Below are 14,458 nucleotides of genomic sequence, written 5' to 3'. Positions count from 1 at the left end.
TGTGGAGGCCCGGGACGCACCGCGCTCCCCCACCGGCGGGTCGGCCTCCCCGGGCGGCCGCCGGTGGGCGTGTCGGGGCGGTGGCGGCTCAGCCGGCGGGGGGCACCACGCGGTCCAGCCAGAGCAGCAGGTCGGCCACGACCTCGTCGCGGTTGGTCTCGTTGAAGACCTCGTGGCGGGCGCCCTCGTAGACCCGCAGCGTGACGTCGGTCAGGCCGGCGTCGCGCAGCCGCTGCACGAGCCCGTCGACCAGGGCCAGCGCGCCGTTGACCGGGTCCTGGTCGCCGACGGCGACGTACACCGGCAGGTCGGCCCGCACGCCGCCCACCCGCCGCGGGTCGGCCAGCTGCCGCGCGGAGGCGAACATCTGCCGACCGTCGTCCTGGGACAGGCCGAACCCGCAGCGCGGGTCGGCCACGTACGCGTCGACCTGGGCCTCGTCCCGCGACAGCCAGTCGTAGTCGGTGCGGGCCGGCTCGAACGCCGCGTTGAACGCCGAGAGGTCCAGGGGCTGGTCGAGGTCGAGCGCCGGCTCCAGCAGGTCGAGGGCCGCCGTCCCGGTGAGGACCAGGCCGGCGAGCTCCTCGCCGTGGTCCAGCACGAACTGCTGCGCGGCGAAGGAGCCCATGCTGTGGCCGAGCAGGACCAGCGGCACCCCCGGCAGGTCGGCGCGGACGCGGTCGGCGACCCGGCCGATGTCGCGCACCAACTCGTCCCAGCCACCGGGGCCCAGCTCGCCCCAGCGGCCGTCGCGCGCCGTGGCGCCGTGCCCCCGGTGGTCCTGCCCGACGACGACGAAGCCCGCCGCGGTGAGGTCGGCGGCCAGCGGCTCGTAGCGCAGCAGGTGCTCGCCCATGCCGTGCGTGAGCTGCACGATCCCCCGCGGCGGGCCGGCGGGGTCCCAGCGGTAGGCGGTGACGGCGACGTCGTGCGCCGAGGGGATCTCCAGTTCCTGGGGTGGCATGGGCGGAGGCTACGGCGCGACTCCCGCCTGCGTCCCGCGACGGCGGGCGCCGGTCACGACGGAGCGGGGGGGGGGGGGGGGGGGGGGGGGGGGGGGGGGGGGGGGGGGGGGGGGGGGGGGGGGGGGGGGGGGGGGGGGGGGGGGGGGGGGGGTGTTTTGGGGGGTACTCCGGCGTGGGTCCGGGGGGGGGGGGGGGGGTTAACGAGGGCGGGGCCCCCCCCCCCCCCCCCCCCCCCGCAGGAGGTGGCGCCGCCCGGGCCGGTCCCTCCGGGGTCAGTCGCCGGCGGCGCCGTCGGGCCGCTCACCGCCGCGGTCACCCGGACCGGTGCCCTCCACCCGCTCGGAGATGCGCTCGGGCAGGTCGGCGAGCCGCTCGTCGGCCTGCTCCTGGGTGAGCCGCCCGTCCTCGACCGCGGCGGCGGTGCGCTGCCGCGCCGCGTCGGTCAGCGCGGCGACCACCGTGTCCCGGGCGACCCCCCGGTCCTCGGCGACGGAGGCGAGGGTCGCGCCGTCGGCCGCCAGCGCCGTGCGCAGCTCCTCCTCGGTCATGCCCAGGGTCGTGGCGGCGACCGGCAGGTCCAGCCGGCCTCCGCCGTGACCGCCGCGGTCGCCGAGGCCCGCCCGGCCGAGCGTGCCGGCCACCTCGTCGGCCTGCTCCTCGGTGATCGACCCGTCGGAGACCAGGCCGGACAGCGCGTCCCGGATCCGGTCGACCGCCGACGACGCCGCCGCGGCGGTGCCGCCGGTGTCGGCCAGCGCGGGCGCGGCGACCGCCAGGCCGGACAGCGCCAGGACCCCGGCCGTGGTGGTGGTGATGACGAACTTCCTGCGCACGGGTCACTCCTCGGTTCGTGGCCGGACTCCCCGGCCGTCGACCCCAGCGTCGGGGCCCCTCCTGTGCCGGACCTGTGACCGGGCCGGGGTCGGGCTGTGGGTCCACGGACGGCGCGCGCGGCGCCGCGGCGAGGTGGTGGCCGGCCACGTCGCGGGTGTCCGGGTGGAGCGACTCGTACGCCGAGCACCGCTGCCGGCGTGCGGGCGCGGCGGCAGCTCGAAGCGGACGTCGACCCAGGTGGTGTCGTCGACCAGGCCGAGCCGCTGCACGGTGACCTGGTGGACGCGGGCACCGGGCAGGGATGTGTGACATCGGGTCTTCCGGCTCTCGGGAACGGGCCGGACCCCGGTTGCGCGGCGCAGATACGGCGTGACGGGGCGTCACCTCCCGGGGCGCTGTGAGCCGCCGGGGATCCGGCTCCCGGCGCCGGGGTCATGCTGGGTCATGACCAGCAGCGACCACGTGGCCGGCCGGGAGCAGGAGAGCGGGCGGGCGCACGCCGTCCCCCGCGGGGACGCCGACGGGCCGCCGCCGTGGGTGGCGGTCTGCGGCACGCCGGTGGCCGTCGTCCAGGGCAGCTGGAGCGGGCGCCGCGGGCTGGGCTCGGACGACGTGTGCCCGCGGTGCCGCGAGCAGGCCCTGGCCTGAGGCCGCCGCGGGGACCTCAGTCCTCCGGGGGCCGCGGCGGCGCGGGGACCTCAGTCCTCCGGGGGCGGCGGCTTGTACGGCGCGGTGGCGCCGGCGTCCACCGTCATCGTGAGGCCGGTGACGTACCGGGACTCGTCGGAGGCGAGGTAGAGGACGGCGTTGCTGACGTCGACCGCGTCGATCCACGGCACCGGGAGCGCGTTGACCGCCCGGAACGCCCTGGCGGCCTCCTCCCGGTCGGCACCGCCCAGCCCGAACAGCTCGTAGGTCGCGGGGTTCTGCACCATCGGGGTGTCCACGGTGGTCGGGTGCACGGAGTTGACCCGGATCATGTGCGGGGCCAGCTCCATGGCCATCGCCCGCATGAGGCCGGTGACCCCGTGCTTGGCGCTGACGTAGTGGGCGAACCCCAGGTACGCCACGAGCCCGGCGACCGAGCTGGTCAGGATGATCGACCCACCCTGTCCGCGCTCCACCATCGACGGCGCGGCCGCCCGCACGGTCTTCCACACCCCGGTGAGGTTGACGTCGACCACGTCCTGCCACACGTCCTCGTCGAGCTCGAGCACCCCGCCGAAGCTGAGGATCCCGGCGTTGGCGACGACCACGTCGATGTGCCCGAACTGCGACAGGCCCTCGTCGACCACCCCCTGCAGGGCCGCCAGGTCGCGGACGTCGGCGACCCGGGCGAGGATCCGGCGGTCCAGCGCCTCGACCTCCTTGACCGTCTCCGCCAGGTCGTGCTCGCCGGCCCCCGGGTAGGGCACCGACGGCAGGTCCTGGCAGGCGTCCACCGCGATGACGTCGGCGCCCTCCTGGGCCAGCCGGACGGCGTGCGAGCGGCCCTGCCCCCGCGCCGCCCCGGTGATCAACGCGACCTTGCCCTCGACTCGTCCCACGGTGCATCTCCCCTTCTCGACGGGAGGGCGCCGGAGCGCCCTCGGTGACCGCTCGAGTCGTCGTCGGCCTCGCGGGCCCGGGTCCGCCGGCGCGTGCGCCGCGGGCTCCGGGGGTCGTGGTGCGACTCAGGACATGGTGCTCCGGACCGGGCGGCCGAGGGCCCCTCCGGTGCGCGGGCGCCCGGGCGGGGGCGACGACGCCGGGGGCGCGGGGCGCCTCGCCGCGGGCGGGGCCGCGGCGTCGGCGACCGGCTCGGCCGCCGTCCGTACCGGGCACCGGCGCGCCCGGCGCGGCCCCGTGGAGGGGGAACCACCAGACTGCCTCGGGTGGAGCACTCCTCGACGATCCCCGGCGCCGTGCTGGTGCACGGTCTCTGGCACGGCGCGTGGTGCTGGGACGCCGTCCGCGCCGCGCTCGACGCGCGCGGCGTCGACAGCGTCGCGGTCGACCTGCCGCTGACCGACCTGGCCACCGACACCCGCGCCACCCTGGACGCGCTCGACCGGTTCGGCCGGCCGGCCGTCCTGGTCGGGCACTCCTACGGAGGCGCGGTGGTGACCGGCGCCGGCGTCCACCCGCTCGTGCGCGAGCTCGTGTACGTCGCCGCCTTCCAGCTCTACGAGGGCGAGTCGGTCAGCCGCACCCGCACCGGCGAGGGCCTGCCGGACACCCGCCTGGGCGAGGCCCTGCGGGTGTCCGGGGACGAGGTGGGCCTGGACCCCCAGCTCGGGCGGCGGTTGCTGTACGGCGACGCGCCGGCCGACGTCGCCGCCACGGCCGCCGCCCGGCTGCGGCCGGTCTCCCGCACCGTGTTCCGCGGCGTCCCGGACGCTGTCGCCTGGCGGACGGTGCCGTCGACCTACGTCGTGTGCACCGCCGACGAGGTCGTCCACCCCGAGCGGCAGCGGGCGATGGCGGCACGGGCCACCCACACCCTGGAGTGGCCCTGCGGGCACAGTCCCGCCGCCAGCCGGCCGGAGCTGGTCGCCGCCCTCGTCGCCGAGCGCGTCCACGCCGTCGACCCGGCGGGACGGCCGCCGTCGCGGGGCTCCGGCACCGCGCGCCGGGCGGGCACGACGTGCCGGTCCGGTCCCCCGGCGGAGGAGGAGTGACGATGCCCGACGCAGGGTCGGGGAACGGTGCCGACACGACGGCCCTCGAGGCCCTCCGCGCGCGCACCCGGGCCCTGTGCGCCCGGTTCCCGGGCGAGTACTGGCGCGAGACCGACCGCGACCGCCGCTATCCGCAGGAGTTCGTCGACACCCTCACCGCGGCCGGGCTGCTGTCGGTGCTGGTCCCTGCCGAGTACGGCGGCTCCGGCATGGGCGTGACCGAGGCCTCGGTGGTCATGGAGGAGATCAACAGGTCCGGCGGCCACTCGGCGGCCTGCCACGCCCAGATGTACACGATGGGCACCCTGCTGCGGCACGGCAGCGAGCAGCTCAAGCAGCGCTACCTCCCGCTCATCGCCGCGGGCGAGCTGCGGCTGCAGGCCTTCTCCATCACCGAGGCCGCCGCCGGGTCGGACACCACCAGCATCGCCACCACCGCCACCCGGGACGGCGACGAGTACGTGATCACCGGCCACAAGAACTGGACCAGCCGGATCGCCGAGTCCGACCTGGCCCTGGTCCTCGCCCGCACCGGCGAGCGGGCCGCCGACCGGACCGGCGGCCTGACGCTCCTCCTCGTCGACCTGCGGCGGGTGCGCGCCGAGCAGCCCGAGGCGCTCGAGGTCGTGCCGGTGCGCACGATGTTCAACTACGCCACCAACGAGGTGTCCTACCGCGGCGTGCGCGTGCCGGCCGACCACGTCGTCGGCGAGGTCGACGCCGGCTTCCGCCACGTCGTCGACGGCTGGAACGCCGAGCGCATCCTGCTCGCCGCCGAGGCCGTCGGCGACGGCTACTGGTTCGTGGAGCGGGCCGTCGCCTACGCCACCGAGCGGGAGGTGTTCGGCCGCCCCATCGGCGCCAACCAGGGCGTCGCGTTCCCCCTCGCCGACGCCTACATGGCAGTCCGCGCCGCCGACCTGATGCGGTACGAGGCCGCCCGCCTGTTCGACGCGGGCCGGCCGTGCGGTCCCGAGGCCAACATGGCCAAGCACCTGGCCTCCGAGGCCAGCTGGGCCGCCGCCAACGCCGCCCTGGACACGCTCGGCGGCAACGGCTTCGTCGACCGGTACGACGTCGAGCGCAAGTTCCGGGAGACCCGCCTGTACCAGGTGGCACCGGTCGCCAACAACCTGGTCAAGGCCTTCGTCGCGACCAAGGTGCTCGGCCTGCCCCGCTCCTACTGAAGCGGCGTCCCGCCCGGCGGACTCCGCCGGCCGGCACCGCGGCCTCGTCCCGCGGTGTGCCGCACGGGACGGCTGACCGGCCGGCGCGCCGGGCGTCGTCCGCCGGCCGGGATCGGTGCGAGGCTGCGGGCATGACCGGCCTCGACGACATCTCGGCCATCGCCGCGGGCGAGCACCACCTCGCGGTCGTCTCCACCCTGCGGGCCGACGGGACCATCCAGGCGTCGGTGGTGAACGCCGGGCTCCTCCCCCACCCCTCGACCGGGGAACCGGTCGTGGGCTTCGTGACCTACGGCAGGGTCAAGCTGGCCAACCTGCGCGCCCGGCCGCAGGTGAGCCTGACGTTCCGGCACGGCTGGCGGTGGGGGACGGCGGAGGGCCGTGCGCAGCTGGCCGGACCGGACGACCGGCAGCCGTGGCTGGCCGACGCCGACCAGCTGCGCCTGCTCCTGCGGACGGTGTTCACCGCGGCCGGCGGCCGGCACGACGACTGGGCCGAGTACGACCGGGTCATGGCCGAGCAGCGGCGCACCGCGGTGCTCGTGGCACCCACCCGGGTCTACGGCAACCCGTGACGCCCCCGGTGGCGCGATCCGGCCGCGCTCAGACGGCGGCGGTCCCGATGAGCCCCTTGCGGGAGACGAGGCCGGCCAGCTCCTCCTCGGAGGCCTCCGCGGTGCCCTCGGGACGGCGCGGCAGCACCATGTACCGCGACTCGGCGCTGGCGTCCCAGACCGCGATCCGCGTCGTCTCCGGCAGCTCCAGCCCGAACTCCCGCAGCACGCCCCGCGGGTCGCGCACCACCCGCGAGCGGTAGGCCTCGCTCTTGTACCAGCCGGGCGAGGGCCCGAGCAGCGCGATCGGGTAGCAGGAGCACAACGTGCAGACGACGACGTTGTGCTCGTCGGCGGTGTTGGCGACCACCTTCAGGCGCTGTTCCTGCAGCCCACCGGCCATGGACAGCCCGAGCTCGCGGATCGCGGCGTTGGCGTCGGCGAGCAGCCGCCCGGCGAAGGCGGGGTCCACCCAGGCGCGGGCGGTGATCCGGGCGCCGTTGACGGGTGACCCGCCGGCGAGGAACTCGTCGATGCGGCGGTCGATCTCGCCGTCGTCGAGCAGCCCGCGGCGTTCCAGGAGCGCCTCGACGTGGCGCACCCGCGCGGAGACGACCGAGCTGCCGTGGTCCCCGCTCATGCGTGCTCCTCGATCGGGGTCAGGTAGTCCGCCCACAGCTCCACGGTGACCGTGTGGTCGCCGACGCCGAACAGGTCCACGGCGTCGAAGCGGACGTGCCACACCGGCTGCGGCGTGCCGGGGCGGCCACGGGCCCGGTCGTCGGCCAGCGGGTGCACCCCGGCCCGCTCCACGACGGTCCCGACGGCGCCGCGGGCGTACCGGGGCAGCCGCGTGTGGCCGTCGGGGTCCGCCGTCCGGGTCCGGACCCGCATGCCCGGGGCGAGGTCAGGCATGCGGGGGCTCCAGCTCTCCCGGCGCCGCCACGCCCTTCTCGACCAGCAGCGTGGTGATCGCGGTGAACCAGCGCTCGTAGTAGGAGGCGGCGAGGTACTCCTCCGGGGGCATCCGCTCGATCGCGTCGCGGAACTCGTCGAGGTTGTAGACCCCCCGCCGGATCAGCGCGCCGTTGAGGGCCAGGACGTGCGCCTCCCAGTCGGCGTGGAACGGCGGCTCGTCGGGCTCCTCCACGATCGCGGGGAACCCGGCCATCCCGCCGACGTCGTTGATGCGGCTCACCGTCGCTCCCCCACCCCGTCCGGAGACCTCACGCGCGGCTGAGCGCCGCGGCCGGCTGCCGCGTCGGCTCCCGGTCGGCCGCCTGGGCGGCCCGGTGGGCGAAGGCGATGATCGGGCCCAGGGTGGCCCCGCCGGCCCAGTAGGCCTGGGCGGAGGGGGACGCGACGCAGTTGCCCACCCCGTACAGCCCCGGGATCGGCGTGCCGGTGTCGTCGAGCACCTGCCCGTCGGGGTTGGTCCGCGGTCCGCCCTTGGTGTCGAGCGTGCCACCGGTGACGAGGGCGGCGTAGTACGGGCCGCGGTCACTGATCGGCCACATCGTCGGGTTGGTCCGGCCGGGCTCGTCCGCGACCGGGCCGTTGAAGAGCAGCTGCACCGCCTTCTCGCCCCGGTGGAAGTCCTCGTCGACCCCGCGCTCGGCGAACCCGTTGAAGCGCTCGATGGTCCGCCGCAGGTTGGCGAGGAAGTCCGGGTGGAGCGCCAGCCCGCCGGTGACGCCCTTGTACCGGTCCAGCCGGTCGGCGATGGCGCCGGCGAGGTCCTCCAGGGTCTCACCGCGGATGACGTGGGAGTCGTCGGCTCCGGGCGGGACGATCAGCCGGCCGTACTCGTCGCTGGCCGAGTGGTCCTGGCTGTGCTGGTCCCAGATCTGGACCAGCACGAGGTACGGGTACTCGCACGCCCCGCCGTCCCAGGTGGAGAACGTCTGGGCCAGCTCGTTGTACTGCAGCTTCTCGTTGACCACCCGGCGGCCGGTCTTGTCCACGAAGACCATCGAGTCGCCGGCGACGGAGAACATGCCGATCAGGCCCGGGTCCCGCGCGACCGCCCGCTCCAGCGGGATCGGGCACATCCAGGCGTTGCCCATGTTGCGCAGTTGCGCGCCGAGGGGCGCGGCGATGGCGAGGAAGTCGCCCTCGTTGGTGGTCGCGGCGCACCCGCCGTAGATCCCGGCGGGCAGGTGGTCCCGCCGGAGGTCGGCGTCGTGGGTGAACCCCCCGGTCGCGAAGACGACGGCCTTGCGCGCGGCGATCCGGTGGGTGCGGCCGTCCCCGGTCGTCGCCTCCACGCCGACGACCGCGCCGTCCCGGACGACGAGCCGCTGCACCCGGTGGCCGGTGCGGACGGCCACCCCGTCGCGCCGGGCGGCGGCGCTCATCGACTCCACACCGACGACGCCGCCGTCGGACATCGACTCGCGGGCGCCCCGCGGCACCAGGACCCGCCCCGTCGGGGCGGTGTCCTCGGGGAGCTCGGACCAGTAGTCCGGGACCTGGGCGCAGTGCCGGTACTCCAGCGCGCCCCGCTCGGCCAGCAACTCGGCCGCCGGAGAGGCGCTGGCGTAGACCGCCCGGCACATGTCGTACTCCCACTGCGACAGGCCCAGGGTCGGTGCGGTCGGGTCGTAGGCGGTGGGGCGGGACAGCCGGGCCACGTACCGCAGGAAGTCGCGCTCGTCGTCGACGACACCGGCCGCGCGCATCGGCTCGTTGTTGGGCACCCAGTACCAGAAAGCCGCCTTGCGGGCCGTGCCGCCGAGCTCGTCGGCCTTCTCCAGCAGCACCACCTCGTTGCCGAGCCAGCGGCTGAACAGCGCGGTGGGCAGGCCGCCACCGCCACCGCCGACGACGACCACGTCGGCGACGGCGTCCGGCGGGCGGTCGTCGGGGACCGGGGCCGCGGACTCACGGGCCGGCCGGGCGGCGGGCGCCCCGGTGCGGGGCGTGGGGATCTCGTCAGGAGGAGGCATGAGGACCTCGCGGTGCGGAGGGGGGTGGCAGCCACCCCAGCGTGTCCTGGGTCACAGGTCAAGGCGTGCGGCTCCGAGCAGCCGATGACGCGGGCCCGTGCCACGGTGGAACCCCCGCAGCCGTCCGGGCTGCCCCCCTGAGGAGTCGGGTTGAGCAACCACGTCTACCGGATGAGCGAGATCGTCGGCAGTTCCCCCACCAGCGTCGACGACGCGATCCGCACCGCGGTGCAGAAGGCGTCGCAGACGGTGCGGAACATCGAGTGGCTGGAGGTCCAGCAGATCCGCGGCATGGTCAACGACGGCGACGTCGCCTACTTCCAGGTCGAGATGAAGATCGGCTTCCGCGTCGAGGACTGAGGCCCCCGGACGACGCCGTCCCGATCACCGCCGGGCGTCCGCGGCGACCGGGACGGCGTCGATCCCCTCACCGCGGGGGTCCGTCCGCGGCCTCGTCGCCGCACGGACCGGGGTCGGCCGCTCGCCGTCCGGAGCCGTGCCCGAGACCACCTCCCGTCCTCGCGCCGTCGGGGCGAGCGGCGCCGTCGGCTGGGTTACCGTCGAAGGGGTGCACGCAGCGCCCGGGGTCCGGCGAGCCGAGGAGGAGCGCGTGGTCGCAACGGGCCCGAGCGCGCGTCCCGCCCGGTACGTCCACGACGCACTGTTCTACGACGGGGTCGACGACCTGGTGGCCGTCGCGGCGCCGTTCCTGCTCGACGGGCTGGCCGCCGGGGACGCCGCCGTCGTCGCGGCCGGTGCCGACACCGCGGCGGTGCTCTGCGAGGCGGTCGGCAACGACCCCCGGGTCCACGTGCTCCCCCGTTCCGACGTCTACCGCCCGCGGACGCCGGCGGTCATCACCACCTTCCGCCGGCTGGCCGACCAGCAGGTCGCCGAGGGGGCCCGGCGGGTGCGGGTCGTCGGCGAGACCGACTTCGGTGCCACGCCGCGGGACTGGGTGGAGTGGCAGCGGTACGAGGCCGTCATCAACGACGCGCTCGCGCCCTGGCCGCTCTGGGGGCTGTGCGTCTTCGACACGCGGCGGCTCCCGGACGAGGTCGTCGAGGCCGGCCGGCGGACACACCCGCACGTCGTGTCGCCGGGTGGGCGCCGGGCCAACGCCGCGTTCACCGAGCCGGGGGCCTACCTGCGTGCCCTCCCCGTGCCGCACGAGCCGCTGGAGGCCACGCCGCCGCGCCTGGCCGCCACGGGGATCACCGACTTCATCGGCCTGCGCCACGCGGTGGCCTGCGCACTGGCCGGCCTGGACGGGGACCGCGACGCCACCGAGGACTTCCTGCTCGCGGTCGACGAGATGACGTCGAACGCGCTGCGCCACGGCCGTCCGCCGGTCGACCTGCGCCTGTGGGCCTCGGGCGGCCGCGTCGTGTGCAGCATCACCGACCACGGGGACGGTCCCACCGACCCGTTCGCCGGCTACGGGCCGGCGCACGGTACGGACCTCTCCCGGGGCGGCATGGGGCTCTGGCTGGCCCGTCAGCTGTGCGACCACGTGGACATCTGGAGCGGCGAGGGCCGCGTCACCGTCCGGCTGACCTCCCGGCTCCGCTGACCGTCAGGGGCGCCCCCGTCGCCGCCGGTCGCGGTGCTCGCACCGACCGGCACCGGGGGGCCCGACCGGTCAGCGCCCGTGCCGCTCCCGGTAGCGGGCGGCACGCCTGGCCGCGGCGTCCCGGCGGCGCTGGCTCTCCCGCTCCTCCCGCAGCCGGCCGGCACGCTCCCGGTGCGCGGTCGCGGTGCCCGCCGGGTAGCCGGCCTTCACGACCCGGTTCTCGGTGCTCTCGGGCATGTAGGCCAGCGAGTAGAGCAGCGCGAGTGCCAGCCCGCCTCCCGCGCACGCGGCGCGCAGCCCCCACGGGGCCGGCAGCAGCGTCATGATCAGGGCGATCGGCACGGCGAGCTGGACGAGCATGCGACCGAGGTGGCGCAGCCACCACGTGCTCGTGGTGGTGTCGTGCAGCACCCAGCCGCGGTTGTGCTCGGGCAACCGGCCGCCGAAGGCGTACCAGACCCACCGGTGCGGAGCCGGCCGGACCACCGGCTCGGATGTGGTGTCGCGCTCTCCAGGACCTGCCATGACCGCTGTCCGCTCCTGCTCCACGAGGCTCACACCCCCAGCGTCCCAGCACGCGCTCTGCAGGCCAAGGATTGGGGTACCAATTGTTGGCAGGCTAACAGCTGCCGGGTCCTGGACCGTCCGGATCAGGCGACCCCGGCGTCCGGCGTGGTCGCGGCGGGCGGCGCCGAGGAGTGCAGCGCCCGCTGCGAGGCGCCGATGACCTGGGTGAGCGCCTCGTGCAGCGACATCAGCTGCCCGACCGGCATGCCGAGCCGCTCGACGATGCCGGCCGGGATCTTCTCGGCCTCCGCGCGCAGCGCCAGACCCTCCTCGGTGAGGGCCAGCGCCAGGTTGCGCTGGTCCCTCGGGTCGCGCTCGCGGCGGAGCAGCCCGGCGGCCTCCAGCCGCTTGAGCAGCGGCGAGAGCGTGCCGGGGTCCAGTTGCAGGAGGCCGGACAGCTCCTTGACCGAGAGCTGCCCGTGCTGCCAGAGCGCCAGCATGACGAGGTACTGCGGATGGGTGAGCCCGAGCGGCTCCAGCACGGGCCGGTACACCGCGACCACGTTGCGGGCGGCCACCGACAGGGCGAAGCACACCTGGCGCTCCAGCGCCAGCACGTCCCCGGGATCGACGGTCGGCGGCGGGGTCTGCTCGGTCGTCACGGATCCAGTCTAGGCGTGGAGCCCCAAGCATTGGGCCACCAACGGTCGGCGCCACCCCCACCGCGCCGGTGGGGGACGCGGCGCCGTCCCTTGCACGGAGCCGCGCCGGTGCGCGAGACTCCCGCCGACGTTTACTGAACGGATGGTCGGGAAGTCGCCGGCGCGGCCGGCGCCGCCCGACCCTGCCCGGTTCCCCGGCCGAGGAGCGGCGATGTCCCACGGGTCCACCGAGGTGCCCCGGGTCGACGACCAGCACGGCGTCCCCGAGCGGGTCGGCGTCATCGGGGGCGGGCGCATGGGCGCCGGCATCGCCCAGGCCTTCCTCGCCGCCGGCGCGCGGGTCGCCGTCGTCGAGGCGGGCGCCGGCGCCGCGGAGGCCGCCCGCGGGCGCGTCGCCGACGGGCTGGAGGAGGCCGCCCGCCGCGGCAAGCTGGACGGCGACGTCACCACCGCGCTCGCCCGGCTGACCCTGCTGGACTCCGCCGCCGGGCTGGACGCGGCCACCGGCCTGGTGGTGGAGGCCGTCCCCGAGCGGGCCGACCTCAAGGCCGAGGTGCTGCGGGCCGCCGAGTCCGCCGTCGGGCCCGACGCCGTGCTGGCCACCAACACCAGCTCCCTGTCGGTCACCGAGCTCGCCGCCACGCTGGAACGGCCCGCCCGGTTCCTGGGGCTGCACTTCTTCAACCCGGTGCCGGCCTCGAAGCTGGTGGAGGTCGTGGTGGCCGCCGAGACCGACCCGGCCCTCGTCGGGACGGCGTGCGCATGGGTGCGGGCACTCGGCAAGACCGACGTGGTCGTGAAGGACTCCCCCGGCTTCGCCTCCTCCCGGCTCGGCGTCCTCCTGGGCCTGGAGGCCATCCGGATGCTCGAGGAGGGCGTGGCCGACGCCGAGGCCATCGACACCGCCATGGAGCTGGGCTACCGGCACCCGATGGGCCCGCTGCGCTCGACCGACCTGGTCGGCCTCGACGTCCGGCTGGCGATCGCCGAGTACCTCCACCGCACCCTCGGCGAGCGGTTCGCCCCGCCCCAGCTGCTCCGCGACAAGGTGGCCGCCGGGGAGCTCGGCCGCAAGACCGGCAAGGGCTTCCACACCTACCCCTGACCCCAGGAGCGCTCATGACCCCAGCGGCGCTGGACACCGCCGTCCTCGTCGACCCGGCCACCTACGAGGACGGGCCGCCGTTCGAGGTGCTGCGCCGGCTGCGGGCCGGGACGCCGGTGACCTGGGTCGAGGAGCCCGCCCTGCACGGCCAGCCGGCCGGCCCGGGCTTCTGGCTGGTGCTGCGGCACGCCGACGTCGAGCGCGTGCTCCGGGACCCTGCGACCTTCTCCTCCTGGCTGGGCGCCACGCAGATCCGCGACGCCGCCGACCTCGCCTGGGTCCGCCGGATGATGCTGAACATGGACCCGCCGGACCACTCCCGGCTCCGGCGGCTGCTCTCCCGCTCGTTCACCCCCCGCGCGGTCGCCGCGCTGACCGCCGCCATCGAGGCCAGTGCCGCACACCTGGTCGACCGCATGGTGGACGGCGCGTCCGAGGGCCGCTGTGACTTCGCCAAGGACGTCGCCGCGGACCTCCCGCTGCTCACCCTCGCCGACGTCCTGGGGGTGCCGGCCGAGGACCGCTGGCTGATGTTCGACTGGTCCAACCGGGTCATCGGCTGGCAGGACCCGGACTACGCCACCTCGGCGGCCTTCGACGGCACCGGCGGGACGGCGATGGCCAAGGAGGCCGTCGCGCTGCGCCCGGCGCCCGGCCCCGACGGCCGGATGCCCGATCCCCGGACGCGCGCCGGCATGCCCGACCTCTACGCCTACGCCCGCCTGCTGGCCGAGGAGAAGCGCCGCTCCCCCGGCACCGACGTCATGTCGGTCCTGCTGGCGCAGGTGGACGAGGACGGCGGCTCGGTGAGCGACGCCGAGTTCGAGAACATGTTCTGGCTGTTCGCCGTCGCCGGGAACGAGACGCTGCGCAACGGCCTGCCCGGCGGGCTCATCGCGCTGCTGCAGCACCCGCAGGTGCTGGCCGCGCTGCGCGCCGACCCGTCGCTGCTGCCGGGCGCGGTCGAGGAGATGCTGCGCTGGTGGACGCCGGTGATGGTGTTCCGCCGCACCGCGACCACCGACGTCGACCTGTCCGGCGTCGGCATCCGGGCCGGGGACAAGGTGGTCGTCTCCTTCACCTCGGCCAACCGCGACGAGACGGTCTTCACCGACCCCGACGCCTTCGACGTCCGGCGCGCGCCCAACCCGCACCTGACCTTCGGCCACGGGCCGCACTTCTGCCTCGGCGCCCAGCTGGCCCGCGTGCAGATGCGGGCGCTGTTCGCCGAGCTGCTGCGCCGGACCAGCACCCTGGAGCTCGACGGGCCGCCGGCGCTGCTGCGGTCGAACTTCCAGCGCGGCGTCAAGCGCCTGCCGATCCGCTGGACCGCGGCCTAGCTGTACTGCCCACACACGTTGGTGACGGCGCGTTGCAGGTGACGTGAGGGAGGACCTCCGAGTGAGGTGGGGCTTGTCGAAGGCTTCACCGGCTCGGAGGTCCTCATGTCCCACGCTAATGCC

General features: G+C 75.7%; 17 protein-coding genes. 8 read left to right on the top strand and 9 right to left on the bottom strand.

Translation table 11 applies throughout. The features are described from left to right. Nucleotides 1–88: 88 nt before the first annotated feature. Both ACI78V_RS21315 and ACI78V_RS21310 read right to left on the bottom strand, forming a co-directional pair. Nucleotides 89–964: an alpha/beta fold hydrolase gene (locus tag ACI78V_RS21315; protein WP_456854410.1), complete on the bottom strand. Its 876-nt coding sequence runs from the start codon at nucleotides 962–964 to the stop codon at nucleotides 89–91. 273 nt (nucleotides 965–1,237) lie between these two features. Beyond that, on the bottom strand, nucleotides 1,238–1,798 hold the full coding sequence (locus ACI78V_RS21310; protein WP_456854408.1) for a hypothetical protein: 561 nt from the start codon (nucleotides 1,796–1,798) through the stop codon (nucleotides 1,238–1,240). Nucleotides 1,799–2,243: 445 nt separating this feature from the next. Here ACI78V_RS21310 and ACI78V_RS21305 point away from each other — a divergent pair, with 445 nt between their 5' ends. Next, the gene (locus ACI78V_RS21305) at nucleotides 2,244–2,447 is read left to right on the top strand and encodes a hypothetical protein (RefSeq protein ID WP_456854406.1); all 204 of its coding nucleotides are present in this window, start codon (nucleotides 2,244–2,246) and stop codon (nucleotides 2,445–2,447) included. A gap of 50 nt (nucleotides 2,448–2,497) precedes the next feature. Here the strand turns inward: ACI78V_RS21305 and ACI78V_RS21300 are convergent, their stop codons facing one another. After that, nucleotides 2,498–3,346, bottom strand: a complete 849-nt coding sequence (locus tag ACI78V_RS21300; RefSeq protein ID WP_456854404.1) for a mycofactocin-coupled SDR family oxidoreductase — start codon at nucleotides 3,344–3,346, stop codon at nucleotides 2,498–2,500. A 327-nt stretch (nucleotides 3,347–3,673) separates the two neighbouring features. Between ACI78V_RS21300 and ACI78V_RS21295 the strand changes: the two genes are divergently transcribed. The 3 genes from ACI78V_RS21295 to ACI78V_RS21285 all read left to right on the top strand — a co-directional run bounded on the left by ACI78V_RS21295 (nucleotide 3,674) and on the right by ACI78V_RS21285 (nucleotide 6,221). Continuing rightward, nucleotides 3,674–4,459 (top strand): alpha/beta fold hydrolase, encoded by a 786-nt coding sequence (locus tag ACI78V_RS21295; RefSeq protein ID WP_456854402.1) that lies wholly within the window; start codon nucleotides 3,674–3,676, stop codon nucleotides 4,457–4,459. A 2-nt stretch (nucleotides 4,460–4,461) separates the two neighbouring features. After that, complete coding sequence (locus ACI78V_RS21290) at nucleotides 4,462–5,646, top strand: acyl-CoA dehydrogenase family protein (protein ID WP_456854400.1); 1,185 nt, start codon at nucleotides 4,462–4,464, stop codon at nucleotides 5,644–5,646. A gap of 131 nt (nucleotides 5,647–5,777) precedes the next feature. Beyond that, nucleotides 5,778–6,221, top strand: a complete 444-nt coding sequence (locus tag ACI78V_RS21285) for a TIGR03618 family F420-dependent PPOX class oxidoreductase (protein WP_456854398.1) — start codon at nucleotides 5,778–5,780, stop codon at nucleotides 6,219–6,221. 28 nt (nucleotides 6,222–6,249) lie between these two features. Here the strand turns inward: ACI78V_RS21285 and ACI78V_RS21280 are convergent, their stop codons facing one another. The 4 genes from ACI78V_RS21280 to ACI78V_RS21265 are packed head-to-tail and all read right to left on the bottom strand — an operon-like array spanning nucleotide 6,250 to nucleotide 9,148. Then, the gene (locus ACI78V_RS21280) at nucleotides 6,250–6,840 is read right to left on the bottom strand and encodes a nitrile hydratase subunit alpha (protein ID WP_456854396.1); all 591 of its coding nucleotides are present in this window, start codon (nucleotides 6,838–6,840) and stop codon (nucleotides 6,250–6,252) included. After that, nucleotides 6,837–7,115 (bottom strand): SH3-like domain-containing protein, encoded by a 279-nt coding sequence (locus ACI78V_RS21275; protein WP_456854394.1) that lies wholly within the window; start codon nucleotides 7,113–7,115, stop codon nucleotides 6,837–6,839. Before ACI78V_RS21275 ends, ACI78V_RS21280 begins: the two co-directional genes overlap by 4 nt. Continuing rightward, nucleotides 7,108–7,398 (bottom strand): hypothetical protein, encoded by a 291-nt coding sequence (locus ACI78V_RS21270; protein WP_456854392.1) that lies wholly within the window; start codon nucleotides 7,396–7,398, stop codon nucleotides 7,108–7,110. The genes ACI78V_RS21275 and ACI78V_RS21270 overlap by 8 nt, the downstream gene beginning before the upstream one ends. Before the next feature lie 28 nt (nucleotides 7,399–7,426). Further along, entirely contained in the window at nucleotides 7,427–9,148 is a 1,722-nt protein-coding gene (locus tag ACI78V_RS21265; RefSeq protein WP_456854390.1) for an FAD-dependent oxidoreductase, read from the bottom strand. Between the two features lie 150 nt (nucleotides 9,149–9,298). Between ACI78V_RS21265 and ACI78V_RS21260 the strand changes: the two genes are divergently transcribed. Then, entirely contained in the window at nucleotides 9,299–9,508 is a 210-nt protein-coding gene (locus ACI78V_RS21260; RefSeq protein WP_456854388.1) for a dodecin, read from the top strand. 250 nt (nucleotides 9,509–9,758) lie between these two features. After that, complete coding sequence (locus ACI78V_RS21255; RefSeq protein ID WP_456854386.1) at nucleotides 9,759–10,721, top strand: anti-sigma factor RsbA family regulatory protein; 963 nt, start codon at nucleotides 9,759–9,761, stop codon at nucleotides 10,719–10,721. 69 nt (nucleotides 10,722–10,790) lie between these two features. On the opposite strand, the gene ACI78V_RS21250 is transcribed toward ACI78V_RS21255, so the two are convergent. After that, nucleotides 10,791–11,246: a DUF5313 family protein gene (locus ACI78V_RS21250; RefSeq protein WP_456854384.1), complete on the bottom strand. Its 456-nt coding sequence runs from the start codon at nucleotides 11,244–11,246 to the stop codon at nucleotides 10,791–10,793. Nucleotides 11,247–11,371: 125 nt separating this feature from the next. Next, nucleotides 11,372–11,890, bottom strand: coding sequence for a MarR family winged helix-turn-helix transcriptional regulator (locus tag ACI78V_RS21245; RefSeq protein WP_456854382.1), 519 nt, complete (start codon nucleotides 11,888–11,890; stop codon nucleotides 11,372–11,374). Nucleotides 11,891–12,101: 211 nt separating this feature from the next. Here ACI78V_RS21245 and ACI78V_RS21240 point away from each other — a divergent pair, with 211 nt between their 5' ends. Next, the gene (locus tag ACI78V_RS21240) at nucleotides 12,102–12,995 is read left to right on the top strand and encodes a 3-hydroxyacyl-CoA dehydrogenase family protein (protein ID WP_456854380.1); all 894 of its coding nucleotides are present in this window, start codon (nucleotides 12,102–12,104) and stop codon (nucleotides 12,993–12,995) included. Nucleotides 12,996–13,009: 14 nt separating this feature from the next. Next, entirely contained in the window at nucleotides 13,010–14,335 is a 1,326-nt protein-coding gene (locus tag ACI78V_RS21235; RefSeq protein ID WP_456854378.1) for a cytochrome P450, read from the top strand. Nucleotides 14,336–14,458 lie beyond the last annotated feature (123 nt).

The sequence above is a fragment of the Geodermatophilus sp. SYSU D00742 genome (assembly GCF_054049935.1).
Note: the sequence above shows the minus strand (reverse complement) of the source record. Positions and strands in the feature narration are given on the sequence as shown.

Excerpts from the sequence above, each read along its gene's own strand:
- ACI78V_RS21315 (WP_456854410.1), bottom strand. The coding sequence starts at position 964 with ATGCCACCCCAGGAACTGGAGATCCCCTCGGCGCACGACGTCGCCGTC.
- ACI78V_RS21305 (WP_456854406.1), top strand. The coding sequence starts at position 2,244 with ATGACCAGCAGCGACCACGTGGCCGGCCGGGAGCAGGAGAGCGGGCGG.
- ACI78V_RS21290 (WP_456854400.1), top strand. The coding sequence starts at position 4,462 with ATGCCCGACGCAGGGTCGGGGAACGGTGCCGACACGACGGCCCTCGAG.
- ACI78V_RS21285 (WP_456854398.1), top strand. The coding sequence starts at position 5,778 with ATGACCGGCCTCGACGACATCTCGGCCATCGCCGCGGGCGAGCACCAC.
- ACI78V_RS21280 (WP_456854396.1), bottom strand. The coding sequence starts at position 6,840 with ATGAGCGGGGACCACGGCAGCTCGGTCGTCTCCGCGCGGGTGCGCCAC.
- ACI78V_RS21275 (WP_456854394.1), bottom strand. The coding sequence starts at position 7,115 with ATGCCTGACCTCGCCCCGGGCATGCGGGTCCGGACCCGGACGGCGGAC.
- ACI78V_RS21265 (WP_456854390.1), bottom strand. The coding sequence starts at position 9,148 with ATGCCTCCTCCTGACGAGATCCCCACGCCCCGCACCGGGGCGCCCGCC.
- ACI78V_RS21250 (WP_456854384.1), bottom strand. The coding sequence starts at position 11,246 with ATGGCAGGTCCTGGAGAGCGCGACACCACATCCGAGCCGGTGGTCCGG.
- ACI78V_RS21240 (WP_456854380.1), top strand. The coding sequence starts at position 12,102 with ATGTCCCACGGGTCCACCGAGGTGCCCCGGGTCGACGACCAGCACGGC.
- ACI78V_RS21235 (WP_456854378.1), top strand. The coding sequence starts at position 13,010 with ATGACCCCAGCGGCGCTGGACACCGCCGTCCTCGTCGACCCGGCCACC.